This window comes from Sphingopyxis sp. HIX, from assembly GCF_001468285.1.
In the GTDB taxonomy this organism is placed as follows: domain Bacteria; phylum Pseudomonadota; class Alphaproteobacteria; order Sphingomonadales; family Sphingomonadaceae; genus Sphingopyxis.
This window is the reverse complement of sequence record NZ_LNSB01000039.1, coordinates 29,104-52,403: the sequence shown is the minus strand read 5'-3', so window position 1 is coordinate 52,403 and position 23,300 is coordinate 29,104. Positions and strand designations below refer to the sequence as shown.

Below are 23,300 nucleotides of genomic sequence, written 5' to 3'. Positions count from 1 at the left end.
AGTAGGAGTGGCTGGTTTGGGGTGGGGAGCGGACGTTCTTAATCCTCCCTGCGGCGAAGCCGTGGGGAGGGGGACCGCCCGAAGGGCGGTGGAGGGGTCGAGCGTTGCAGGCCTTGGTCTAAGGCCGCTACCACCCCTCCACCATGCTTCGCATGGTTCCCCTCCCCATCGCTTCGCCGCAGGGAGGATTAAGGATGGCAGCTCCCGCCCGAAACCGTCCGCTCTCCTAACCCCCCGGATACCCCACCGCCATCACCTCCCACGCCTTCGGCCCCGCGGGCAGCTGCACCGTACGCAGATCCCCCACCGCCGCGCCGCGGAGCGCGCGGGCGAGGGGGCTGTTCCAGCCGATCCGGCCTTCGCCGGCGTCGGCCTCGTCGTCGCCCACCAAAGTGACCGTGCGCCGCGCGTCGTCGTCGTCGGCCAGTTCGACCGTCGCGCCGAACCAGATGCGGCTCTTGTCGGGCTGCTCGGCGGGATCGACGACGCGTGCCGCCTTCATCCGCCGCGCGAGGAAACCGAGGCGCCGGTCGATCTCGCGGAGGCGCTTGCGGCCATAGATATAGTCGCCATTCTCGCTGCGGTCGCCATTGCCCGCGGCCCAGCTGATCACCTCGACCAGCTTCGGCCGCTCGTCGCCGAGCAACGCGTCATATTCGGCGCGCAGCGCGGCATAGCCCGCGGGGCTGATAATATTCGTCTTGTCCCCCGCCATGGCGCGTATCAGCCGGGGGTGCGCTTGCCGAGGTAGAAGCTCAGCGGCGCCTGCGGCAGCGGCTGGTCGCGCAGCGTGTCGTAGACGACGGCGTTTTCGAGCACGCGCTGGACGTAATTCTTGGTCTCGAAGATCGGGATCGCCTCGATCCAGTCGACCATCTCGATTCCGCCCGCGCGCGGGTCGCCATTGGCGCGCAGCCATTTGTTCACATTGCCCGGCCCGGCGTTGTACGCCGCAACCGCGAGCGGGTAGCTGCCGCCGAAATAGCGCAGCATCTGCTGGAAATAGGTCGACCCCAAAATCATGTTGTAATTGGTGTCGGTGGTCAGCGCCTCGCGGTTGTACGAGAGGCCGAGCTTGCCCGCGACCTCGCCCGCGGTGCCGGGCATCAGCTGCATCATGCCCCGCGCGCCGGCATGGCTGATCGCGGCGCGGTCGAACTGGCTTTCCTGCCGCGTGATCGCGTGGATGAAGGTCCAATTGCCCTCGTGCCCTGCGGGGACGCGGACGGTGGGGAAACCCGACACCTCGACCGCGTCGAGGCTGTTCGCCTGCGCGCTGCGGCCGATCATGACGCCCAAATCCGGACGGCCGATCTGCGACGCGAGCTGGCCCGCGAGCACATGATCGGCGGGCGAGCTCGCCTTTTGCGCGAGCGCGCGGAGGAAGAGCGACTGTTCGCGCCACGCGCCGATCTCGCCCAGCGCGCGCGCGGCGCGGACGAGGCGGTCGTCGTTAAAGGCGGTGCGCTCGGCGGGGCCGACCTGGATCGACGGGACCGGCGCGGGCTTGGGCTGCGGCCGGCCGAGCCGTTCGAGCGCGAGCTGGCCGTAGAATTGGTCGTAATGCTGCGCGGCGTCGGCGAAATGCGCGTTGGCGCTGCCGCTGTCGCCCGCGGCGAGCGCGGCGCGGCCGGCCCAGTAGAAGCCCTTGGTGCGCGTCTGCGCCGAGCGCGCGGCCTCGCCATATTGGCGGAACATGCGCGCGGCGTCGGCGGGACGGCGCAGGTCCTTGAGCGCGATCTGCCCTGCGAGCCAGGCGAGGGTGGTGTAGTCGTCGCGGACGCTGAGCGGAGTTTCGCGCACCACCGTGCCGGGGGGCAGCGCGTCGTCGAGCTGGCTCGCGATGTTGTAAGCGGTGCGCTTGTCGCCGCTTTCCGACGCGCCCTTGGCGTTGGTGAGCAGGGTCGCGAGCCATTCCTCGGCGTCGGTCGGGGCCTTGGCCAGCGAACGCGGCGCGGCGAGCAAAGCGCGCGCCTCGCCCGCGCGATTGGTCTTGCGCAGCCACGTCGCCTTGTCGGTGATATAGCCCGCGTCGCTACGCGTCAGCCCCGGGTTGGTCGCCTCGACCGCATTCGCCTGCAGCGCGGCATCGACCGCGCCGCTGCGCATCGCGAGGCGCGCGGCGAAGACCGCGCGCTTGTCGGGCGAAACATAGGAAAGCTGGCGCCCCGCGGCGCTCGTCGCGCCCGACCACAGCAGCCGGTCCATGCGCGCGTCGTGATCCGCCGACGAAAGCGCGCCGGGGAAGAGCGAGAGCACGCGGCTGGTTTCATAATCGTCGAGCGGGCCGCCGGCCCAGGCGCGGCGGACGGCGGTGTATGCTTCGTCGCGGCGCCCGCTGGCGTTGAGCGCGAGCGCCTGGCGCAGATGGCCGCTCGCGGTCTGCGGCGGATAGGCCTGGAAATAGGCGAGGGTGCGCGCGGGATCGAAGCTGTCGAGCGCGATCGCCTTTTCGGCGCGGGTGCGCATCTTGGCGGCGTCGGGCCAGTCGCGGTTGGCGAGCAGGAAGCGCGACAACTGGTCGAAGCTGGCGTTGCTGTTCGCGGTCAGCCGGCGCCATTCGAGCACCGCGTCGCCGACGCTGTTGCCGCTGATCGGGGGCGTGTTCGACGCCGCGGCGAGGCCCATCTGCGCGCGGTACCACGCCATCTGCTCGGGAGTGAGTTCGCTCGCATGCGCGATGGTCGGAAAGAAAAGGGCGGCGGCGAGCGCCAGGCGCGAAACGGACGGCAGCGAAATCATGAAAGCCATATTAGTGGCAAACTCCTTGCGGGGCGCTGAATAGGCGTCCAATAGCGGCGCGCCGGCCAATCCTATCGGCCGCGCGGAGTCTTTGTAAAGGAGCCGAGCATGTTTTCCGGGTCGATTCCCGCCTTGGTGACACCGTTTCGCGACGGGGCGTTCGACGCGCCGGCGTTCAAACGGCTGGTCGACTGGCAGATCGGCGAGGGAACGAGCGCGCTGGTTCCGTGCGGCACGACGGGCGAGAGCCCGACGCTGGGCTTCGACGAACATTATCGCGTCATCGACGCCTGTATCGAGGCGGCGGCGGGCCGCGTGCCCGTGATCGCGGGCTGCGGGTCGAACGATACCGCGACCGCGGTCCGCCACATGCTCTACGCGCAAAAGGCGGGCGCGGCCGCGGCGCTGATCGTCGCGCCCTATTACAACCGGCCGACGCAGGCGGGGCTGCTCGCGCATTTCGCGGCGCTCGCCGATGCGTGCGACCTGCCGATCGTGGTCTACAACGTCCCCGGCCGGACGGTCGCGGACATTTCGGCGGAGACGATGAACAAGCTCGCCGAGATGCCGAGCGTGGTCGCGATCAAGGATGCCAGCGGCGATCTCGCGCGCGTGACGATGCACCGGGCGGGCGCGGGCGAGGATTTCTGCCAGCTCAGCGGCAACGACGATCTGTGGCTGCCGCACGCCGTGATGGGCGGCGCGGGCTGCATTTCGGTGACCGCCAATGTCGCGCCGCGCCTCTGCGCCGATTTCGCCGCCGCCTGCGCCGCGGGCGACTGGGCGGGGGCGCTGGTCCTGCACGACCGGCTGTTCGACCTGCACAAGGCGATGTTCAGCGATGCGTCGCCCGCGCCGGCGAAATATGCGCTGTCGCGTATCCACGACTGGTTTTCGCCCGAAGTGCGCCTACCTATCATCCCGGCGTCCGAAACATCGCGTGCGGCCGTCGATGCCGCATTGTCCGCGGCGGGAGTAATCTAGGTTTCGCAATGGCCCGTCCGCAGTCCGCCGCCGAATTCGACAAGAAGAAGGTCGTCGCCGAGAACCGGCGCGCGCGCTTCGACTATAGCATCGAACAGGTGTTCGAGGCGGGCATCGCGCTGCAGGGAACCGAAGTGAAGTCGCTGCGCTTCGGCGAAGGTACGATCGCCGAAAGCTATGCCGAAGTGACCGGCGGCGAAGTGTGGCTAATCAACGCCAACATCCCCGAATTCAGCCACGGCAACCGCTTCAACCACGAGCCCAAGCGCCCGCGCAAGCTGCTGCTTAACTGGCGCGAGATCAACAAGCTGCACGCCGGCGTCGCCCGGCAGGGCATGACGCTCGTGCCGCTGTCGGTCTATTTCAACAGCCGCGGCCGCGCCAAGGTCGAGCTCGCGCTCGCCAAGGGCAAGAAGGCGCACGACAAGCGTGAGTCGATCAAGGAACGCGACTGGAAGCGCGACAAGCAGCGGCTGATGAAGGACCGCGGATGAAGGGCGGGGGTTCCCGCGACAAGGCGGGTCTGATGAACTGGATCCGCCGCAACTCGCCGACGCGCGAGGAGCTGCTCGAGAGCCGCTTCATCAAGCCCTTCGCCCACCGCGTCGCGCACAGCCATTTGTGGCGTTTCACGCGCACCTCGGTCCGCCGCGGCACCGCGCTCGGGCTGTTCGTCGGCATCTTCTTCCTGATTCCGGGGGTGCAGATATTGGGCGTGGCGCTGCTCGCATTGCCCTTCCGCGCCAATATCCCGATCGGCGCGGCGATGACCTTCCTCTCGAACCCGGTGACCACGCCGCTGATCCTCGCGGCGTCGGTGTGGCTCGGCAGCTTCCTGTTCGGGCTGCACACCAATGTGTCGAATCTCTACATCCTCTACGACGAGGGCGCCTCGCTGGTCGAATGGTGGCACTGGTTCACCGCCAACGCCGGGACCGCTCTGCTCGGCGGGCTCGCGGGGCTGTTCGTGATTTCGGCAGTGTCGGCGGTGATCGGTTACGTTCTCGCCTCGGTGATCTGGGACAATTGGATTCGCCTCCGCTGGCGGCGCAAGATCCGCCGCGCGCGCGACCAACGACTTGAGGCATCGACGAGCGACACCGCCGCCGGTTGAACGACCCGCGCGCGGGTCTATAGCTTCCCCATCGCAGACCGCCCCGCGTCCGTCGCGGGGCCAGTATACCGGGGAAAATCATGATCCGTACCACGCACATCTCGCGCCTGCTCGCGACCGCGGCGCTCGGCGCCCTGCTGCTCGCCGCCGCGCCCGCGACCGCCAAGGACAAGGCCGCCGCGCCCGCAAAGGCGACGCAGCCCGCGCACAAGCCCGAACTCGGGACCTTCGGTTTCGATTCGGCGGGCATGGACAAGAGCGTCCAGCCGGGCGACGATTTCTACGCCTTCGCCAACGGCACCTGGGCCAAGAACACCCAGATCCCCGCCGACAAGTCGAACTACGGCATGTTCACCGCGCTCGGCGACCTGTCGCAGGTCCGCACGCGCGAGATTCTCGACGCCGCCAAGGCCGACCCGAACAGCATGATCGGGCGTGCCTATTCGTCGTACCTCGACGGCGCGACGGTCGAGTATAAGGGCCTCGCCCCGATCCAGCCGTGGCTGGGCAAGATCAAGACCGTCGAAAAGGCGAACCTCGCGGCGCTGCTCGCCGAGGCCGACCGCAACGGCGTCCAGCATTTCTTCGGCGGTTTCGTCGGCCAGGACGACAAGAACCCCGACGTCTATATCTACACCATGTTCCAGGGCGGGATCGGCATGCCCGACCGCGACTTCTATCTGAAGGACGGCGAGCGCAACGCCAAGCTGCAGGCGGCGTACCTCAAGCATCTGGAGAACGTCCTGACGCTGGCCGGCGAGAGCAATGCCGCCGCGCGCGCGCAGGCGATCTACGATTTCGAAAAGCAGGTCGCGGCGGTCCATTGGGACAAGAACGACAGCAGCGACGCGACCAAGGTCTACAACAAGATGACGATCGGCGAGCTGGCGCAGGCCGCGCCGGGCTTCGACTGGACGACCTTCATCCGCGGCATCGGGGTCAAGGAGGATGCGCTCCTCGTCTCGCAGCCGAGCGCCTTCACCGGCGAGGCCAAGCTGCTCGCCGACGCGCCGATCGGCGTGATCCGCGACGCGCTGATCGTGCGCAGCCTCGACAGCTTCTCGGGCGTGCTGCCCGACGCGGTCGCGCAGGAGGCCTTCTCCTTCTACGGCACCGCATTGTCGGGCACGCCGCAGATGCAGGAGCGCTGGAAGCGCGCGGTCGACTTCACCACCGGCAACATGGGCGAAGCCGTCGGCCAGGATTATGTCGCGAAATATTTCCCGCCCGAGACGAAGGCGGCGATGGACGTGCTGGTCAAGAATGTGCTCGCCTCGATGGGCGACCGCATCGACGGCCTCGCCTGGATGCAGCCCGCGACCAAGGTCAAGGCGAAGACCAAGCTTGCCAAATTCACCACCAAGATCGGCTATCCCGACCGCTGGAAGGATTATAGCAAGCTGGAGATCAAGGCCGACGACCTGTTCGGCAACCAGCTGCGCGCGAACCATTTTGCGCACGACGACAATATCAGCCGCCTCGGCGGGCCGATCCGCCGCTGGGAGTGGGGGATGACCCCGATGACGGTCAACGCCTATGCCAATTTCGGCATGAACGAGATCGTCTTCCCCGCCGCGATCCTGCAGCCGCCCTTCTTCGATCCCAACGCCGACGCTGCGATCAACTATGGCGGCATCGGCGCGGTGATCGGCCACGAGGTGAGCCATCACTTCGACGACCAGGGCGCGAAGTACGACGAGACCGGCAAGCTCGCCGACTGGTGGACGCCCGAGGACGTCGCGGCGTTCGAGGCCGCGGGACAGGCGCTGATCGCGCAGTATAACGCATACGAAGTGCTCCCCGGCGAGCATCTCGACGGCAAGTTCACGCTGGGCGAGAATATCGGCGACCTCGCCGGCCTCGCCGTCGCTTACGACGCCTACAAGAAGTCGCTCGGCGGCAAGGAAGCGCCGGTGATCGACGGGCTGACCGGCGACCAGCGCTTCTTCCTCGGCTGGGCGCAGGTGTGGCGGCGCAACTATCGCGAGCAGAATCTGTCGCAGCGGATCACGACCGATCCGCATTCGCCCTCGATCCAGCGGACTTGGGTCTCGCGCAACCTTGACCCTTGGTATAAGGCCTATCAGGTGCAGGAAGGGCAGAAGCTCTATCTGAAGCCCGAGGACCGCGTCCGCATCTGGTGACGCCCGAGTAGAAAGTTCCGCATTGACCGCGACGAGCCTGCCTTCCGCTGATCCCGACATCGGCAGGGGGGCGGGTTCGGGCGCGGTCGTGCCGATTCCGGGCGGGCTGTCGCGCCTCGATGCGGCGCTGCTCGCCGGGCTGGCGCTCCTCTCGGTCGGGCTGCTCTTCTGGGCGACGCGCGACGCGGTACTCGCCGCGGGTTTCCTCGGCGGCCTCGCGCTCGCCGCGGGCGGTGTGATCCTCTTCCGCCGTCTCTTTCCCGCCGCCGTCGCTGGCGACGCTGCGCTTCCCGACTGGACGATGCTGCGCACCGCGGTCGATCATGACGATATCGCGGTCGCGATCACCGATCGCGCGGGGCGGCTCGTCTGCGCCAACGATCTGTTCGCGACCTGGATGGGCGGCTTCGTCACCCCGCCGGGGCTGCCGCTCGAAGGACGCGGCGCCGAGCTGCTCAAGAACGCCGGCCGCGCCGCATGGCGCGACGGCGAGGGCCATGTCGACGAACTCGCGGTCGGCACGCTGCATCTGAGCGCGCAGGTGCTGCGCACCGGCCTCTCCGAAGATTATCTGGTGTGGCGCTTCTCGGCGGTCGAGCGGCTCGACCTGGTGACCGAGATCAGCCGCCATCTCGACGGCCCCGCAGGGCGCACGCTGGCGCAGGCGGGGGTGATGGCCGCGCTGGTCAGCGCCGAGGGGCGGCTGCGCGTCGCCAATCAGGCCTTCCTGCTCCGCGCGCTCGGCGAGGGCGATGCCAGCCACTATGCCGGGCGCGACGTCGCGCCGCTGCTGCGCCTCGACGATGCCGGCACGCTCTATTTCGGGCGCGAGGGCGAGCGCGCGCCGCCGGTGCGGCTGATCCAGATCCCGCTGATCCCCGCCGACAGCCACGGCCCGATGCTGCTCGCGCTGATCGACGAGGAGATCGGCGTCGCCGACCGCGGCACGGCGCAGACCTATGTCGAGACCCTGCTGTCGCTGCTGCCCGTCGGGCTCGCGATGGTCGATCGTGACGGGCGTTTCCTCTACATGAACCGCGCCTTCGTCCGCGCCGCCGGGCTGAGCGAGGCGAAGATGCCGCGCTATCCCGGCGATATCGTCGTCACCGAGGACAAGGGCCCGCTCGCCGACATGGTGCGCCGCCACAGCACCGGCCAGCAGGTCGGCGGCGACCTGTCGATCCGCCTCGCGGGACAGGGCGACGAGCCGGTGTCGATGCGCGTGGTCGGGGTGCGCGGGCTCGGCGAGGCGGCGGTGCTGCTGAGCCTCAAGGATTCGAGCGAGGAATCGCGCCTGAAGCGCCAGGTCGCGCAGGCGTCGAAGATGCAGGCGGTCGGCCAGCTCGCCGGCGGCGTCGCGCACGATTTCAACAATATCCTGACCGCGGTGCTCGGCAGCTGCGACCTGATGCTGATGCGGCATACGCCCGGCGACAGCGACTATGACGACATCCAGCAGATCCGCAGCAACGCCAACCGCGCCGCCAGCCTGACGCGGCAATTGCTCGCCTTCTCGCGCCAGCAGACCTTGCGGCCGCAAATCCTGCAGCTGCCCGATGTGATTTCGGAGGTGTCACACCTTTTGAAGCGCCTGATCGGCGACTCGGTGCAATTGTCGGTGCGCCACGGGCGCGGGCTGGGCGCGGTGCGCGCCGACCCCGGCCAGCTCGAGCAGGTGATCGTCAACCTCGCGGTCAATGCGCGCGACGCGATGGGCGGGCACGGCACGCTGACGATGGAGACTTATCCGGTCAGCGCGGCGGAAGTCCGCGCGATGGGCAGCGACATCATGCCCCCCGCCGATTATAGCGCGCTCAAGGTCAGCGACACCGGCAGCGGCATCCCCGCCGACGTGCTGCCCAAGATTTTCGAGCCCTTCTTCACCACCAAGGACGTCGGCAAGGGCACCGGGCTCGGCCTCTCGACCGTCTATGGCATCATCAAGCAGTCGGCGGGTTTCATCTTCGCCGACAGCAAGCCGGGCGGGGGGGCGAGCTTCACCATCTACCTCCCCGTCCACCGCGCCGAAAAGGATGCCCCCCTCGCCGCGCCGCCGCCGCCCAAGCCCAAGAAGAGCCAGTGGGGCACCGGCACCATCCTGCTCGTCGAGGACGAGGACATGGTGCGCGCGGTCGCCGAGCGCGCGCTGACCCGCGCGGGCTATACCGTCGTCACCGCGTCGCAGGGCGAGGAGGGGATCGAACGCTTCGGCAAGATGGACAAGGTCGACCTGATCCTGAGCGACGTGATGATGCCGACGATGGACGGTCCCGCGATGGTCCGCATCCTGCGCGGGCAGCGTCCCGACGTGCCTGTTTTATTCATGTCGGGCTATGCCGAGGAACAATTGCGCCAGTCGATCGATATTGATCATGTGTCTTTCCTGCCCAAACCCTTTTCGGTCGCGCAATTGACCGAGGCGACGTCTGCAGCGCTCGACGCGGCGGCGCAGCGGGCCGCCGCGCATGGCTGATCGGCGCATCTTGCTCGTCGAGGACGATGTGCTGATCGGCATGATGCTCGCCGACATGTTCGACGCGCTCGGCTATCCCGAACCCGCGCAGGCGGCGAGCGTCGAGGATGCGCTCGCGGCGATCGCCGACGGGCGGATCGACGGCGCGCTGATCGACATCAACCTCGGCGACGCCAAGGGCTGGCCCGTCGCCGACGCGCTGGCGGCGCGCGATATCCCCTTTGCCTTCACCTCGGGCGGCGGCGACGTGATTCCCCCCGCGCACGCGCACCGCAAGCTGGTGTCGAAGCCGTTCCGGCTGAACGAGATCGAGGCGGTGCTGGGCGGATTTTTCGGCCCAGAATGATTCGTCGCCCCCGCGCAGGGTGCCGGGAGTCACGTGCCTCCCGACACGGCCGCAATCGGCCTTGTTCGGCCTCGTTGCGCAGGCGGCCAGCGGCCCCGCCTGCGCGGGGGCGACCGCTATAAATAATTTTTGTTCCCATCTTGTTCCATGAGAACAAACGATGTACACAGGTCCGGCGTTGCGATGCTTCTGCCTTCGCGATAGAGCAGGAAAGGGACGGTCATGGCCGGTCAATTGTCACTCGTGGAATCGGGGAAATCAGTGAATAGCTCGGACAGGCAGAAGGCGCTCGACGCCGCCTTGGCGCAGATCGATCGCGCCTTCGGCAAGGGCTCGGTAATGAAATTGGGCCAGAAGGAAGCGATGCAGGTCGAGGCGATCTCGACCGGATCGCTCGGGCTCGACATCGCGCTCGGGGTCGGCGGCCTGCCGCGCGGCCGCGTCATCGAAATCTACGGCCCCGAAAGCTCGGGCAAGACCACGCTGGCGCTGCACACGCTCGCCGAGGCGCAGAAGACCGGCGGCACCGTCGCCTTCGTCGATGCCGAACATGCGCTCGACCCGGTCTATGCCCGCAAGCTCGGGGTCAACATCGACGAACTCATCGTGTCGCAGCCCGACACCGGCGAACAGGCGCTCGAAATCGTCGACACGCTCGTGCGTTCGAACGCGATCGACGTGCTCGTCGTCGACTCGGTCGCGGCGCTCGTCCCGCGCGCCGAAATCGAGGGCGAGATGGGCGACAGCCACGTCGGGCTGCAGGCGCGCCTGATGTCGCAGTCGCTGCGCAAGCTCACCGGCTCGATCAGCCGCTCGCGCTGCATGGTGATCTTCATCAACCAGCTGCGCATGAAGATCGGCGTGATGTACGGCAATCCCGAGACCACGACCGGCGGCAACGCGCTCAAATTTTACGCGTCGGTCCGTCTCGACATCCGCCGCACCGGCCAGATCAAGAATGGCGACGAGATCGTCGGCAACACCACGCGGGTCAAGGTCGTCAAGAACAAGGTCGCGCCGCCGTTCAAGCAGGTCGAATTCGACATCATGTACGGCCAGGGCATTTCGAAGATCGGCGAGATCCTCGACATCGGCGTCAAGGCCGGGCTCGTCGAGAAATCGGGCGCCTGGTTCAGCTATGATTCGATCCGCATCGGGCAGGGCCGCGAGAACGCCAAGACCTTCCTGACCGAGAATCCCGAACTGCGCGAACGGCTCGAAGCCGCGATCCGCAGCCGCACCGACGCGGTGGCCGAAGAAATGATGGCCGGCCCCGACGACGAGGGCGACGACGACTGATAGCCTCGGCCGGCCTGCCCCCGCGGGCCGGCCCACCAACGGCGGCGGGTTCCTTGCCCCTCAGGTCCGACCCTCTCGCGGACCGGCCCGCCCGCCGTTGGCCTTGCGCGGTCCTCGGTCTTGCGCGACCCCTTGGTCTTGCATGACCCTTATGAGCGGCTACAGAAGGGCGATGCCCGCGATCCGCCTCTTCGGCCTGCCCACCGACGTCAACAGCAGCTTCGAGCGCGGCGCCGCCGCAGGGCCCGCCGCGATCCGCGCGCAGCTATGGAGCGACCGCGGCAATATGGCGAGCGAACTCGGCCCCGAGCTCGGCACCGACATCGCCTTCGCCGACGACGGCGACCTCGCGCTGACCGAAGACACGTCGCGCGACGACGCGATGATCCGCCGCCACGTCGCTTATATATGTGAAGATGGTGAAGTTCCGCTCGCGCTCGGCGGCGACCATGCCGTGACCCTGCCGCTCGTCGAGGCCGCGGCCGCCTGTTTCGGCCCGGTGAACATCCTTCATATAGATGCGCACCCCGACCTTTACAATGATTTCGGGGGCAATCCGCGCAGCCACGCCTCGCCTTTCGCGCGCATCTACGACGGCGGCCATGCCAAGCGGCTGGTGCAGGTCGGCATTCGCACGCTCACCCGCCATTGCCGCGAACAGGCCGGGCGCTTCGGGGTCGAGATTATCCCGATGGCGGGCTTTACCCCCGACGCGGTGCCGGCGCTTGAAGGTCCGCTCTACATCTCGATCGACATGGACGGGATCGACCCGTCGGCGGCGCCCGGCGTCGCGCACCCCGAGCCCGGAGGGCTGACGGTGCGCGAGCTTCTCGCCATCCTCCACAAGCAGACCGCGCCGATCGTCGGCGCCGACATCGTCGAACATCATCCCGGCCGCGACAGCGGCGATGTCACCGCGATCCTCGGCGCCAAGCTGGTGCGCGAACTCGCGGCGCTGATCGACCGCAACGGACCCTGTACCGGATAAAGGAGAGAGCCGATGAGCCTGATCGTCCACCACCTCAACAACAGCCGTTCGCAGCGCATCCTGTGGCTGCTCGAGGAACTCGGCGCGCCGTACGAGATCAAACATTATCAGCGCGACGCCGTGACCAACCTCGCGCCGCCCGAACTCAAGGCGGTCCATCCGCTCGGCAAATCGCCGCTGCTCGAAGACGCGGGACGGGTGATCCAGGAATCGGGCGCGATCGCCGAATATCTGTGCGAAAATTACGGCGGCGAGGCGCTCGTCCCGGCGCGCGGCACCGACGACCACGTCCGCCACCTCGAACTCATCCATTTCGCCGAGGGATCGGCGATGACCCCGATCCTGCTCAACATCTACTTGGGCCGCCTCGGCGACGCCGCCGCCCCGGTCAAGCCGCGCATCGACGAACAGCTGGGCGCGCACTTCGCCTATCTCGAAGGCGAGCTCGGCGACAGCGGCCATTTCATCGGCGACAGCCTGTCGGCGGCGGACATCATGCTGAGTTTCCCCGCCGAGGTCGCCGCGATGGGCGGCGCCGCGCCCTATCCCAAGCTCGCGGCCTTCGTCGCGGCGATGCACGCGCGTCCGGCGTGGCAGGCGGCGCGCGAAAAGGGCGGGGCGTATTTTGTCTTCTAACCGCATATCCTTCGTCGCGGCGCTCCTGTTGGCACTCGGCCCGGCGGCACCCGCCGTCGCCGAGCCCGCCGCCCTCGACCCTACGGTCGAGCGCAGTGTCGAGACGTTCGGCAAGGCGATCTTCGCGCCGACCCCGGATGACGAAAGCGCCGCGATGGCGCGATTGTCCGACTATACGCTCGCGCTCGAAAAGCGCGATTTCGCGGCCGCTTATGCGATGCTCAGCCTGACGCGGCAGGCGGCGACGCCGCGGCTCGAATGGGAGGGCAATCTGCGCAAGCAGGACGGGCTGTGGACCGACGGCCGCATCCGCATCCTGCGCCTGCAATGGTATCTCGACCCGCCGACGCAGACGCCTGGCCTGTATGCGGCGTTCGACTTTCGCGGCGACCGCGCCGACGGGACGATGGACTGCGGCTATGTCGTCGTTCACCGCGCGGCGCCGGGCGCAGCCTTTGTCGTCGCGAGCAGCAATGTGTCGATCGTGCCGCCCGAGCTGATCGAGGACGGCGTGCCCAAGGCCGATGTGCTGCGCCAGCTGCCCTGTTATCTCGGCAAGGGCATCGCGACCGCGGTCTGATCCGGCCGCGCCGAAACCCAAGGAAATTCGGCTTGCCGCGCCCCACACGCCGCGGCAAGGTCCGTGCGTCGCCACCACCCGGCGGCTTCCGGTGGGGGAATGACGATGGCGATGATGGCACTGGCGATGCTGGCGGCGGCGGCCGGCCAGCCCGAGATCAAGCTGGCGCCGGTGCCCGGCAAGGGTTTCGTCGCGACCGTCGCGGTCATCGACGCCGACCAGTATGACCCCACCATCGACCGTATCAAGCTGCTCGCGACGCAGCGCTGCGGCGCGCTCAAGGTGCGCTTCGGACGCTATTATTTCGACAACCAGATCGACGTCGAACGCGGCGTCACGGTGATCAAGGATTTCCGCCAGAATTTCGCCTGCTTCGACCCCGCGACCGATCCGTACAAGCCCGTGCCCGCCGACTGGAAGGCGAGCCCGGCCGAAGTCACCGCGGCGACGAGTTTCGCCGAGAAATTCGTCGATTATCTCGACGCGGGCAACGGCGCCGAACTGGCCAGGATGATGGACCCTGCGCTGGAGGCGACCACGGCCGAGATGAATCGCTTCAGCGAGGAAGCCAAGATGCACCAGACGGGGCCGGGCGCGTTCAGCGTGCGGCTCGACGGCTGGCTCAACAATCCCGAGGATGCCGCCTATCCCGGCGCCTATGCCTTTTTCGCGGTGATCAGCAGCCACGAGGGGATCGCCGGAACCTGCGGCGGGCTGCTGCTCTATCGCGAGCGGACCGGGGTCTACAAGATCTCGCAATATGACGTACGCTATGTCTCGCAGGCGCTGATCGACGAGGCCGGCTATAGCGACGAGGAGCTCAACCGGCTCTGCCAGCGCTAGGTGTGGGTTCAACCAAGCATCGCGCTTGAGAAAAGCCGCGTAGCGCACTAGATCGCGCGCATGACTTCGACCAACGACATCCGCCGCTCGTTCCTCGACTATTTTGCGGGGACCGGCCACCATATCGAGCCGTCGGCGCCGCTGGTGCCGTACAACGACCCGACGTTGATGTTCGTCAACGCCGGCATGGTGCCGTTCAAGAATGTCTTCACGGGGCTGGAGAAGCGCCCGTACAGCACCGCGGCCTCCTCGCAGAAGTGCGTGCGGGCGGGCGGCAAGCACAACGACCTCGACAATGTCGGCTTCACCGCGCGCCACCATACCTTCTTCGAAATGCTGGGGAATTTCTCCTTCGGCGATTATTTCAAGGAGCAGGCGATCCACCACGCCTGGACGCTGATTACCAAGAATTGGGGGCTCAGTCCCGACCGGCTGACCGCGACCGTCTATCACACCGACGACGAGGCATTCGATCTGTGGAAGAAGATCGCGGGGCTGCCCGAGGAGCGCATCATCCGCATTCCGACCAGCGACAATTTCTGGTCGATGGGCGACACGGGGCCGTGCGGGCCGTGCAGCGAGATCTTCTACGACCATGGCGAGCATATCTGGGGCGGCCCGCCGGGATCGCCCGAAGAGGATGGCGACCGCTTCGTCGAGATCTGGAACCTGGTGTTCATGCAGTATGAGCAGCTGCCCGGCGGCGAGCGCGTCGACCTGCCGCGGCCCAGCATCGACACGGGCATGGGGCTCGAGCGCGTCGCGGCGGTGCTGCAGGGCGTCACCGACAATTATGACACCGACACCTTCAAGGCGCTGATCGCGGCGTCGGTCGACCAGACTGGGGTGCCTGCCGACGAGGCGCATAAGGCGAGCCACCGCGTGATCGCCGACCATTTGCGCGCGTCGAGCTTCCTGATCGCCGACGGGGTGCTGCCGTCGAACGAAGGGCGCGGTTATGTGCTGCGCCGGATCATGCGGCGCGCGATGCGCCACGCGCACCTGCTGGGTGCCAAGGACCCGCTGATGTACCGGCTGCTGCCGTCGCTGACCGCCGAGATGGGCGCCGCCTATCCCGAGCTGATCCGCGCGCAGCCGCTGATTGCCGAGACGCTGGAGCGTGAGGAGACGAAGTTCCGCCAGACGCTCGACAAGGGCCTGCGTCTGCTCGACGAGGCGACCGTCGGCATGGGCGCGGGCGCGACCTTGCCCGGCGACGTCGCGTTCAAGCTCTACGACACTTACGGCTTCCCCTATGATTTGACCGAGGATGCACTGCGCACGCAGGACATCGCGGTCGACCGTGCGGGCTTCGACGCGGCGATGGCGCAGCAGAAGGCGGCGGCGCGTGCGGCGTGGAAGGGCAGCGGGCAGAAGGCGTCGGAGGAAATCTGGTTCGACCTCGCCGAGGCCAATGGCAGCACCGAATTCACCGGATACGGCGCGACCGTGGGCGAGGGCGAGGTGATCGCGCTGGTCAAGGACGGGGTGCAGGTGAGCGAAGCCAAGGCGGGCGACGAGCTGGTCGTGCTGACCAACCAGACACCCTTCTACGGCGAGAGCGGCGGCCAGATGGGCGACAGCGGCACGATCGCGACGCTGGGCGGCGCATCGGCGACGGTGAGCGACACGAGCAAGCCGCTCGGGCGGCTGCACGCGCATCAGGCGAAGCTCGAGGCGGGGACGCTGAAGGTCGGCGACACGGTGCAGATGACCGTCGACGCCGAACGCCGCGACCGCATCCGCGCCAACCACAGCGCGACGCACCTGCTGCACGCGGCGCTGCGCAACCGGCTGGGCGGGCATGTGACGCAGAAGGGCAGCCTCGTCGCCGAGGACCGCTTCCGTTTCGACTTCTCGCACCCCAAGGCGCTGACGCCTGAAGAGATCGCCGATATCGAGGCCGAGGTTAATGCGCAGATCCGCGGCAACGAGGCGGTGACGACGCGGCTGATGACCCCCGACGACGCGGTTGCGGCGGGCGCGCTGGCGCTGTTCGGCGAGAAATATGGCGACGAGGTGCGCGTGCTGTCGATGGGCGCGGCCGACGAGCACAGCTATTCGGTCGAGCTGTGCGGCGGCACGCATGTCCGCGCGCTGGGCGATATCGCCTTGCTCAAGATCGTCAGCGAATCGGCGGTTTCGTCGGGCGTGCGGCGCGTCGAGGCGCTGACCGGCGAAGCCGCGCGCCAGTGGCTGAACGCCCGCGACGAGGCGCTGAAGGCCGCGGCCGCGGCGCTCAAGACCTCGCCCGACGATGTCCCGGCGCGCGTCGCGGCGCTCGCCGAGCAGCTCAAGAAGGCCGAGCGCGAACTCGCCGATGCCAAGAAGGCGCTGGCCCTTGGCGGTTCGGGCGGTGGCGGCGGGTCCGCGGCGGGTCCGGCGGTCGAGCAGGTCGGCGACACCGCCTTCCTCGCGCAGGTCGTCGACGGGCTCGATCCCAAGGAACTGCGCGGTACGGTCGACGGCCTCAAGAAGCAGGTCGGCAGCGGCGTCGCGATGCTCGTCGCGGTCAACGACGGGCGCGCGTCGGTCGCGGTCGGGGTGACCGAGGGCGTCGCGCATAATGCCGTCGACCTGGTCAAGGCCGCGGTCGCGGCGCTCGGCGGGCAGGGCGGCGGCGGGCGGCCCGACATGGCGCAGGGCGGCGGGCCGAACGGCGACGCGGCGAACGACGCTGTGGCGGCGGTCAAAGCGGCCCTCGCTTGAAACCCACCAAGAAGACGCGGCGTACCGATCATGCCGAGCGGCTGATCGCGGCGCCGCTGGTCGACGTCTTCGCGGCGTTTACCAGCGCCGATCTGCTCGCGCGCTGGTTGCCGCCCGAGGGGGCGACGGGCGAATTCGAGCATGTCGAGCTGGTCGCCGGGGGCGGCTTCCTGATGCGGCTGACCTTCGACGATGCCGATGTCGAAACCAAGAGCGACGACGACAGCGACGTGGTCGAGGTGCATATCCCGATCCTCGACGACGGGAGGCTGATCGTCTGGGAAGTCGAATTCGTGTCGGACGACCCGCGCTTTTCGGGGACGATGGCGATGCACTGGTATCTGTCGCGACAGGGCGGCGGGACGCTGGTGACGATCGACGCGCATCAGGTGCCGCCGGGGATTTCGGCGAAGGACCATGTCGAGGGGCTGAACTCGTCACTGGCGAATCTCGCCGCGGTGGTCGAAGCGAAGGTGCGGGGCGCATGAGGGCGGTCGCGCTGCTCGGCCTTGTCCTGCTGTTCACCGCCGGTTGCAGCGAAAGGAGCGATCCGGCCGAGACGGGCAAGGATGGCTGGCGCATCCCCGCGGGCGTCTACGGCAATGTTGCACCCGACGCCGAGAACGGCCGACTGCGGGGCATGGAAGTCTCGCTCGATCGCGGCGACGAGAGCGCGACCGCCGACTTCGCGCGCTGCGAGGGCCGGTGCGAGGCGGCGGCGAAGCGCCCGCTGCGCCGTGGGCTCAACGGCGTCTCCTTTGCGATCGAGCATGAGGGGCGCACGATCGATGTGCTGGTCGGGCCCGCGGGGCCGGACGCCGTGGAAGTGAGCGCGGACTGGGGCAGGGGTCTCGAAAGCCATCGCCTGCCGAAGATCGTGCGCGAAGTCGGGCTGGCTGCGGCGCGGCAGGCGGCGGAGGATGCGGCGGCCCCCGACGCCCCTGCACCGCCCATGCCCGTGGCGCCTAGCTCTCCACCCCCTTTGCCTTCCCCCACGCCCTAGCGGCGGTGTAGCCGAGATAGCCGGTGCCGAAGAGCGCGTAGAGCGGCTCGGGGATGCCCGCGAGATAGGCGTTCATGCCTTCGGCGATGCCGCGCGCGGTGTCGGGCCGAACGGCGGCAATCAACCCCATCGGGATCGCCCAGAGCAGCAGCGCATACATGACGTAGAGGAAGCTCGGCCGCGCGCGGCTGGTCCAGGGGTCGGCGCTGCTCGCTTCGGCGACGATCGCCGCCATGCGCGTCTTGATCGCCTCCATTTCCTGGCTACCCTCGAGCTTGAGCAGCTCGAGTTTGGCGCGGTCGCGCGCTTCGGGGTCGGGGATGATCTTGTCGATCAGCTTGGCGACGGGGCCGATCAGGCCGGTGATGATGCTCATTTCGATGCTCCTCGGTTTCAAAGTTCAGGAAAGGTCAGCCCAATGACGCGCGCTCACGCGCCCCTCTGTCCGATGCGGTTCGCGAGCCAGCCGTAGAGAAAGGCTTCCTGCGCCGGGCGGCGTTCGGCGAGCGCGATGTAGCGTTCGCCCTGCAGCGCCTCGACCGCGCGGAGCAGCACCGTTTCGCCGCCAGCGCCGCGGACGCGGAGGAAGGCGTCGAGCGCGGCGAGGGTGCGCGGGCCGATCTCGCGGTCGACCGCGATGTCGGGATAGTCGCGCGCGGCACGGTTGAGCGCGTTGAGCGCGCGCTGGAGAAAGCCGGTCGCAGTGCCGCTGCCCATGTTGACGCCGGTGTCGAACAGTTCGGCGGCGATATCGGGCGCGCGGCGCGCGACGCGGTCGAAGCCGGGGCGCTGCCAATAGAGGCGGCGATAGATGGCGGCGGCCGCCTCGCGCGGCAGGTCGCGCATCGCGCCGTCATAGCCCTCGGCGCGCGCGACCGCCTGGGTGATGCCCCAGCAGGTCGGGCCGCCGCGGTCGGTGGGGTGGTTTACATAGCGGCCTTCGCGGTCGATGACGGCTTCGATCAGCGCATCGGCGTCGAGATCGGCGCGGTGGGGTCTGGGCATGATTCGCGTCTCCGGTTGATTGATTCGCTATGAATGAACCATATGGGTGTTTTTTAGGAAAGGCTTTTTTCCATGCGCGCATTGTTGGTCAGAGAATTGGCGGAAAACCACGGCGGCTGCGCGCTCGTCGACCTGCCCGTTCCCGAGCCCGGCCCGGGCGAAGTGCGCGTGCGGGTGCGCGCGGCGGGGATCAATTTCCCCGACCTGTTGATGACGCGCGGCGGCTATCAGCTGAAGCCCGAGCTGCCCTTTACCCCGGGGCTGGAGTTTGCGGGCGAGGTCGAGGCGGTTGGCGCGGGCGTGAGCGGATGGGCTGAGGGCGATGCGGTGATCGGCGGCAACCGCTTCGGCGCTATGGCCGAGTATATCGCCGTTCCCGCGACGAACCTGCGGTGCAAGCCCGCGCGGCTAAGCTGGGCGGAGGCCGCGGCCTATGGCGTCGCCTATCTCACCGCGTGGGTCGCGCTGACGCGCTGCGGGCAGGTGCAGCCGGGCGAATGGGTGCTGGTGCACGGCGCGGCGGGCGGGGTCGGGCTGGCGACGGTCGACCTGGCGCAGGCGCTCGGCGCGCGCGTCATCGCGGCGGCGAGCAGCGCGGCGAAGCGCGCGATGCTGGCCGAGCTCTACGCCCCCGACGCGGTGATCGACGGCGCCCCGGGGTTTCGCGAGACGGTGAAGGCGCTGACCGATGGCAAGGGCGCCGATGTCGTCTTCGACCCCGTCGGCGGCGACATATTCGACGAATCGACGCGCTGCATCGCCTTCGGGGGGCGCCTGCTGGTGATCGGCTTCGCGTCGGGACGCATTCCCGAGGTTTCGGTCAACATGCCGCTGATCAAGGGCTTTTCGGTCGTTGGGGTGCGCGCGGGCGAATATGGCCGCCGCTTTCCCGAGCGCGGAGCCGAGAATATCGCCGCGATCGACGCGCTGGCGGCGGAGGGCAGGATCCGCCCGCGCGTCCATGCCGCGCTCGACCTCGCCGACTGGCGCGAGGGCTTTGCGATGCTCGAGCGGCGCGAGGTTGTCGGCAAGGCGATTCTGACCGTCTGACGCGGGGCACGCCCGGCGGACGAACCGCCGTGCGGGCGCGGCGACCCGCGCGGGCCTCCTATGGCCTTCGAACGGGGGCCTCGTCATAGCGGCGCCGGGGGGTGAAGGCGGCCGTGCCGCCGTACCCGAAAGGAATGGACGTGAAGATATTGTACCTCATTGCCGCGCCGCTTGCGCTGGCCACTGCGGCGCATGCGGCGGAGCCGACGAGCAATGGCGATGCGCTGTTCGCCAAGCTCGACGCCAATGGCGACGGCAAGATCGACAAGGCCGAGCTGACCAAGGCGCATGAGGCGAAAGCGGCCGAGAAGGGCGACAAGACGCCGGTCGACACCGCCAAGATCGACGAAATGATCAAGCGCGTCGACACCAATGGCGACGGCGCGGTCGACAAGGCCGAGATGTCGGCGATCCGCAAGGCACCCGCGGGCGCCGAAGAAAAGCGCTGATATTGCGGCGGCGGCGGCACCGGGCCGCCGCCGCCCGCACGCGATCAGGCGAGCGCGATCTGCACCGCCTGGACGAGGAAGCCGAGCCCGAGGATCGTCACGATCCAGCGGCGGCTGGCGCGGAAAGCCGCCTCGCTGATTCGGTCGAGGAGCTTCGCGCCGACCATGATTCCCGCCATCGATGCGACGATCGCCGCCGCGGTGACGGGCAGCGGGACGATCTCGCGCGCCGCTGTGCCGAGCAAGAGCGCGCCATAGACGACAATTTTCGACGCATGGCCGATCGCCTGCATCACCGCCTTGGTCGCCACGACCTGGTGGCGGTTCAGGCTGCTGTGGATGAAGAGCAGGTCGGTGACGGGTCCCGACACGCCCGAGACGAGCGCGATCCCGGTCGAGACGAAACCGCCGCCGACGGCATGGACGCGGTTGGCGGCGTCGAGGCGTATCCAGCGTTCGGGCAGCCAGACGAGGATCGGCATCAGCCCGAGCCCGAGGAACACCGCGAATCGCGTCGGAGCGAAGACGATCAGCGCGAAGACGCCGACCGCCGCCGCGGCGCCGAGCCCGAACCACAGCAATATGTTCCAGACGATATGGCGGCGATGCAGCGCGGCGCGCCACAGGTTAGACGCGAACTGGATGACGCCGTGGAGCGCGAGCGCCATCGCGGGGGGCAGCATCCACGCGAGGATCCCCATGAAGACCAGCCCGCCCGCCATGCCGAATACCCCCGACAGGATTGCCGTGAGGAACGCCGCCACGACGAGGAGGAAGCCGGTCTGGATCATCGGCACCCTTTCGGCGCTTTGTGCGCGCGCTGCAACCTCGCGCCTTTCCCTCGGGGCATCGCTGCGGCAAGGTGCGGCGATCGATCGGCGGGGGAAGGCGGATGCGCGAGCGAAGGAGCAGGGAACGAAGCCGCGCGGCGCCATCGCCGATGCGCGGCGGGCTGATCTCGCTGGCAGCCACCTTGCTGGTTGCGGGCGTCCTGGTGCCGCCGATGCTCGCGCACGCCGGGCAGCGCGAGCAATGGCTGGCCAAGGTGCGCGCGGGCGGCGGGTCGGTCCATTATGTGGGCGCCTATAGCGCCAAGTGCCGGCCGATGCCGCGGTTGATGCGCAAGGGCGGACGCGCGCTCGCGGCGGGCACGCGGCTTGAGGTGGTCGCGCGCGACAAGGGCTGGGCGCTGACCGACCGCTTCGGCGAGCCGTGCTGGATTCCCGAATGGACATTGATCGACACGCCGTTCGACCGCATGGCGGCGTTTCGAGCCGGGCCCGGCTATTATGCCAAGGAGCCCGCGGGCTGGTACGAGGCCGAGCGGCAGGCGTCGTGCGCGGCGAACTGGCTCAACCGCGCGACCTGCTTCGTCAACGAAAGCACACGCGGCAGCCCGGGCCTGCCCTAGATGCAGACGTGGCGGAGGTCGCCGACCGCGTCGTCGGCGCCGGTGGTCTCGAAAGTCGCGGTGAAGGGCGTTGCGGTGGTATCGAGGGCGATGGTGACACGGCGCGATGCCGACAGACGGTCGATGAAGGCGCGCGCGTCGGGGCTTTTGGCGTCGGCGAGGATGGCCGATGCGCCCGCGATGGTAACCGGGCGCGCCTCGGATGCGGCGCCGTCGATCGCGATCCTCGCCACGGATTTCGCCGCGAAAGGTGCCTCGGCCACGAGGATCGCGGCGATGGGCGCGTTCGGCGTGCAGGTGAGTTTGAGCGTTGCGCCGCCGCCTTCGGCCTCGAGGCGATAACCGCGAGTGACCGCCTCGGCGTCGGTGTCGCGGTCGACGAAATCGTCGGCTTTCCAGCCGACCGGCGCTCCGGCGAGCGACAGCATCGCGAAGCCGAGCGCCGCAAGCGCCAGCAGGCTGAGGATCGAAACGAACGACGCGCGCGTCATGCGCCCGGCATAGCAGGACATGACCGCCCGGCAAGGCAAGCCGCCGCTAGTTGCTGCGCGGGCGCAGGCTCGCGGGGGAAAAGCCGAAGCGGCTCTTGAAGGCGTTCGACAGATGCGCCTGGTCGGCGAAGCCGCAGCGGTGTGCGATGTCGATCAGCGCGGCGCCGCGGCGCGCGAGCTCCATCGCGGTCGACAGGCGGATGTCCTGCAGGAAACCGTGCGGGGTCACCCCGACCTTGCGCTTGAACTCGCGCGCGAAATGCGCGCAGGAATAGCCGAGCCGGTCGGCCATGTCCTGCACCCCGATCTTCGCCTCGAGATTGGCTTCGATCCAGGCGCGCAGGTCGGCGACCATATAGGGGGCGATTCCGCCGCGCACCGGGGCGGCGGCGGGCGCGGGCGCGCGCTGGTGCAGCGCCATCATGAAGCTGTCGATCAGCGACTGGGCGAGCGCGCGGTCGCCGCTGGTGTCGCGCCGCTCGTGGCAGAGTTGCTCGATCAGCGCCTGGAACAGCAGGGTCAGCATCTGGTCGTGGTCCGACCAGCCCGCCGTGTCGTCGGGTGCGCGGCGGGCGCCCAGCGCGGGATGGTCGACGATCGCAAAGGCCCAGCGCGTCCACAGATCGTGGCGGATGTTGAGCGGGGTGCCCGCGGGATGGATGAACAATTGGTGCGAGGGCAGGGTGGCGGGAACCCAGTCGCCATCCTCGTAAATCTCGACCGCGAGCGGCTGGCCGGTGATCTGCATGCCGATCAGATGGCCTTGCAGCATCAGCGAGCGGACGTCGCAGCCGCGGTTGTGCCCGACCTCCAGATGCAGGCCGCGCCAGCCCTTTTGCGACGAGCAGCGCTCGACGACCAGATCCGACTGGTGCCGCGCATAGACCGCGCGGTCGCTCTTAAAGAAGCTTCCCAGCATCCTCACCTCCCGCAAGGCCGCGCTTTGCCGCGCGGTCCCGTTTCCGGGCATCGCGGGCGTGCAGCGATCTCTAGTCAGTCGATTAATTAGCAGGATTCTACAAAATAGCAGGAT

The 23,300-nt window shown here is 68.3% G+C and carries 24 protein-coding genes; 17 read left to right on the top strand and 7 right to left on the bottom strand.

The genetic code is table 11. The features are described from left to right. Nucleotides 1-226: 226 nt before the first annotated feature. Together greB and ATE62_RS17310 are read right to left on the bottom strand one after the other, a co-directional pair. Nucleotides 227-715, bottom strand: a complete 489-nt coding sequence (greB, locus tag ATE62_RS17315; RefSeq protein ID WP_058809536.1) for a transcription elongation factor GreB — start codon at nucleotides 713-715, stop codon at nucleotides 227-229. Nucleotides 716-723: 8 nt separating this feature from the next. After that, nucleotides 724-2,751: a lytic transglycosylase domain-containing protein gene (locus tag ATE62_RS17310; RefSeq protein WP_058809537.1), complete on the bottom strand. Its 2,028-nt coding sequence runs from the start codon at nucleotides 2,749-2,751 to the stop codon at nucleotides 724-726. Nucleotides 2,752-2,850: 99 nt separating this feature from the next. Here ATE62_RS17310 and dapA point away from each other — a divergent pair, with 99 nt between their 5' ends. From dapA to ATE62_RS17240, 14 genes are all read left to right on the top strand, one after another. Further along, entirely contained in the window at nucleotides 2,851-3,726 is an 876-nt protein-coding gene (gene dapA / locus ATE62_RS17305; RefSeq protein WP_058809538.1) for a 4-hydroxy-tetrahydrodipicolinate synthase, read from the top strand. An 8-nt stretch (nucleotides 3,727-3,734) separates the two neighbouring features. After that, a complete protein-coding gene (gene smpB / locus ATE62_RS17300; RefSeq protein ID WP_058809539.1) occupies nucleotides 3,735-4,220 on the top strand; it encodes an SsrA-binding protein SmpB in 486 nt (161 codons plus the stop codon). A 32-nt stretch (nucleotides 4,221-4,252) separates the two neighbouring features. Further along, entirely contained in the window at nucleotides 4,253-4,840 is a 588-nt protein-coding gene (locus tag ATE62_RS17295) for a DUF2062 domain-containing protein (RefSeq protein WP_058809560.1), read from the top strand. A gap of 80 nt (nucleotides 4,841-4,920) precedes the next feature. Beyond that, nucleotides 4,921-6,984 carry a M13 family metallopeptidase gene (locus ATE62_RS17290; protein WP_058809540.1) on the top strand — a complete coding sequence of 688 codons (2,064 nt, stop codon included), beginning with the start codon at nucleotides 4,921-4,923 and terminating at the stop codon, nucleotides 6,982-6,984. Between the two features lie 88 nt (nucleotides 6,985-7,072). Further along, nucleotides 7,073-9,457 (top strand): hybrid sensor histidine kinase/response regulator, encoded by a 2,385-nt coding sequence (locus tag ATE62_RS17285; protein ID WP_082662880.1) that lies wholly within the window; start codon nucleotides 7,073-7,075, stop codon nucleotides 9,455-9,457. Further along, the gene (locus ATE62_RS17280; protein WP_058809541.1) at nucleotides 9,450-9,803 is read left to right on the top strand and encodes a response regulator; all 354 of its coding nucleotides are present in this window, start codon (nucleotides 9,450-9,452) and stop codon (nucleotides 9,801-9,803) included. Before ATE62_RS17285 ends, ATE62_RS17280 begins: the two co-directional genes overlap by 8 nt. A 222-nt stretch (nucleotides 9,804-10,025) precedes the next feature. Further along, the gene (recA, locus tag ATE62_RS17275) at nucleotides 10,026-11,102 is read left to right on the top strand and encodes a recombinase RecA (RefSeq protein ID WP_058809542.1); all 1,077 of its coding nucleotides are present in this window, start codon (nucleotides 10,026-10,028) and stop codon (nucleotides 11,100-11,102) included. Between the two features lie 151 nt (nucleotides 11,103-11,253). Then, on the top strand, nucleotides 11,254-12,090 hold the full coding sequence (gene speB, locus ATE62_RS17270; RefSeq protein WP_231736304.1) for an agmatinase: 837 nt from the start codon (nucleotides 11,254-11,256) through the stop codon (nucleotides 12,088-12,090). A gap of 12 nt (nucleotides 12,091-12,102) precedes the next feature. Continuing rightward, complete coding sequence (locus tag ATE62_RS17265) at nucleotides 12,103-12,726, top strand: glutathione S-transferase family protein (RefSeq protein WP_058809544.1); 624 nt, start codon at nucleotides 12,103-12,105, stop codon at nucleotides 12,724-12,726. 28 nt (nucleotides 12,727-12,754) lie between these two features. Then, a complete protein-coding gene (locus ATE62_RS17260) occupies nucleotides 12,755-13,306 on the top strand; it encodes a hypothetical protein (RefSeq protein ID WP_231736303.1) in 552 nt (183 codons plus the stop codon). Between the two features lie 105 nt (nucleotides 13,307-13,411). After that, nucleotides 13,412-14,149, top strand: a complete 738-nt coding sequence (locus ATE62_RS17255) for a hypothetical protein (protein WP_058818570.1) — start codon at nucleotides 13,412-13,414, stop codon at nucleotides 14,147-14,149. 60 nt (nucleotides 14,150-14,209) lie between these two features. Beyond that, the gene (gene alaS, locus ATE62_RS17250) at nucleotides 14,210-16,858 is read left to right on the top strand and encodes an alanine--tRNA ligase (RefSeq protein WP_058809547.1); all 2,649 of its coding nucleotides are present in this window, start codon (nucleotides 14,210-14,212) and stop codon (nucleotides 16,856-16,858) included. Continuing rightward, nucleotides 16,855-17,346, top strand: a complete 492-nt coding sequence (locus ATE62_RS17245) for an SRPBCC family protein (protein WP_058809548.1) — start codon at nucleotides 16,855-16,857, stop codon at nucleotides 17,344-17,346. The genes alaS and ATE62_RS17245 overlap by 4 nt, the downstream gene beginning before the upstream one ends. Then, a complete protein-coding gene (locus tag ATE62_RS17240) occupies nucleotides 17,343-17,861 on the top strand; it encodes a hypothetical protein (protein WP_058809549.1) in 519 nt (172 codons plus the stop codon). Before ATE62_RS17245 ends, ATE62_RS17240 begins: the two co-directional genes overlap by 4 nt. Here ATE62_RS17240 and ATE62_RS17235 read toward each other — a convergent pair. Together ATE62_RS17235 and ATE62_RS17230 are read right to left on the bottom strand one after the other, a co-directional pair. Then, a complete protein-coding gene (locus ATE62_RS17235; RefSeq protein WP_058809550.1) occupies nucleotides 17,824-18,237 on the bottom strand; it encodes a holin family protein in 414 nt (137 codons plus the stop codon). The genes ATE62_RS17240 and ATE62_RS17235 overlap by 38 nt on opposite strands. A gap of 53 nt (nucleotides 18,238-18,290) precedes the next feature. Then, complete coding sequence (locus tag ATE62_RS17230) at nucleotides 18,291-18,866, bottom strand: glycoside hydrolase family 108 protein (RefSeq protein ID WP_058809551.1); 576 nt, start codon at nucleotides 18,864-18,866, stop codon at nucleotides 18,291-18,293. Between the two features lie 72 nt (nucleotides 18,867-18,938). On the opposite strand from ATE62_RS17230, the gene ATE62_RS17225 reads away from it, so the two are divergent. Then, on the top strand, nucleotides 18,939-19,916 hold the full coding sequence (locus tag ATE62_RS17225; RefSeq protein WP_058809552.1) for an NADPH:quinone oxidoreductase family protein: 978 nt from the start codon (nucleotides 18,939-18,941) through the stop codon (nucleotides 19,914-19,916). 140 nt (nucleotides 19,917-20,056) lie between these two features. Next, nucleotides 20,057-20,365, top strand: a complete 309-nt coding sequence (locus tag ATE62_RS17220) for an EF-hand domain-containing protein (RefSeq protein ID WP_197411733.1) — start codon at nucleotides 20,057-20,059, stop codon at nucleotides 20,363-20,365. Nucleotides 20,366-20,409: 44 nt separating this feature from the next. Here ATE62_RS17220 and ATE62_RS23690 read toward each other — a convergent pair whose 3' ends face one another. After that, entirely contained in the window at nucleotides 20,410-21,156 is a 747-nt protein-coding gene (locus ATE62_RS23690) for a sulfite exporter TauE/SafE family protein (protein WP_058809554.1), read from the bottom strand. Nucleotides 21,157-21,305: 149 nt separating this feature from the next. Here ATE62_RS23690 and ATE62_RS23685 point away from each other — a divergent pair, with 149 nt between their 5' ends. Further along, nucleotides 21,306-21,776 carry a hypothetical protein gene (locus tag ATE62_RS23685; RefSeq protein WP_058809555.1) on the top strand — a complete coding sequence of 157 codons (471 nt, stop codon included), beginning with the start codon at nucleotides 21,306-21,308 and terminating at the stop codon, nucleotides 21,774-21,776. On the opposite strand, the gene ATE62_RS17205 is transcribed toward ATE62_RS23685, so the two are convergent. Next, a complete protein-coding gene (locus tag ATE62_RS17205) occupies nucleotides 21,773-22,267 on the bottom strand; it encodes a hypothetical protein (RefSeq protein WP_058809556.1) in 495 nt (164 codons plus the stop codon). The genes ATE62_RS23685 and ATE62_RS17205 overlap by 4 nt on opposite strands. Nucleotides 22,268-22,313: 46 nt before the next feature. Then, nucleotides 22,314-23,186 carry a helix-turn-helix domain-containing protein gene (locus ATE62_RS17200; protein ID WP_058809557.1) on the bottom strand — a complete coding sequence of 291 codons (873 nt, stop codon included), beginning with the start codon at nucleotides 23,184-23,186 and terminating at the stop codon, nucleotides 22,314-22,316. Nucleotides 23,187-23,300: the final 114 nt, after the last annotated feature.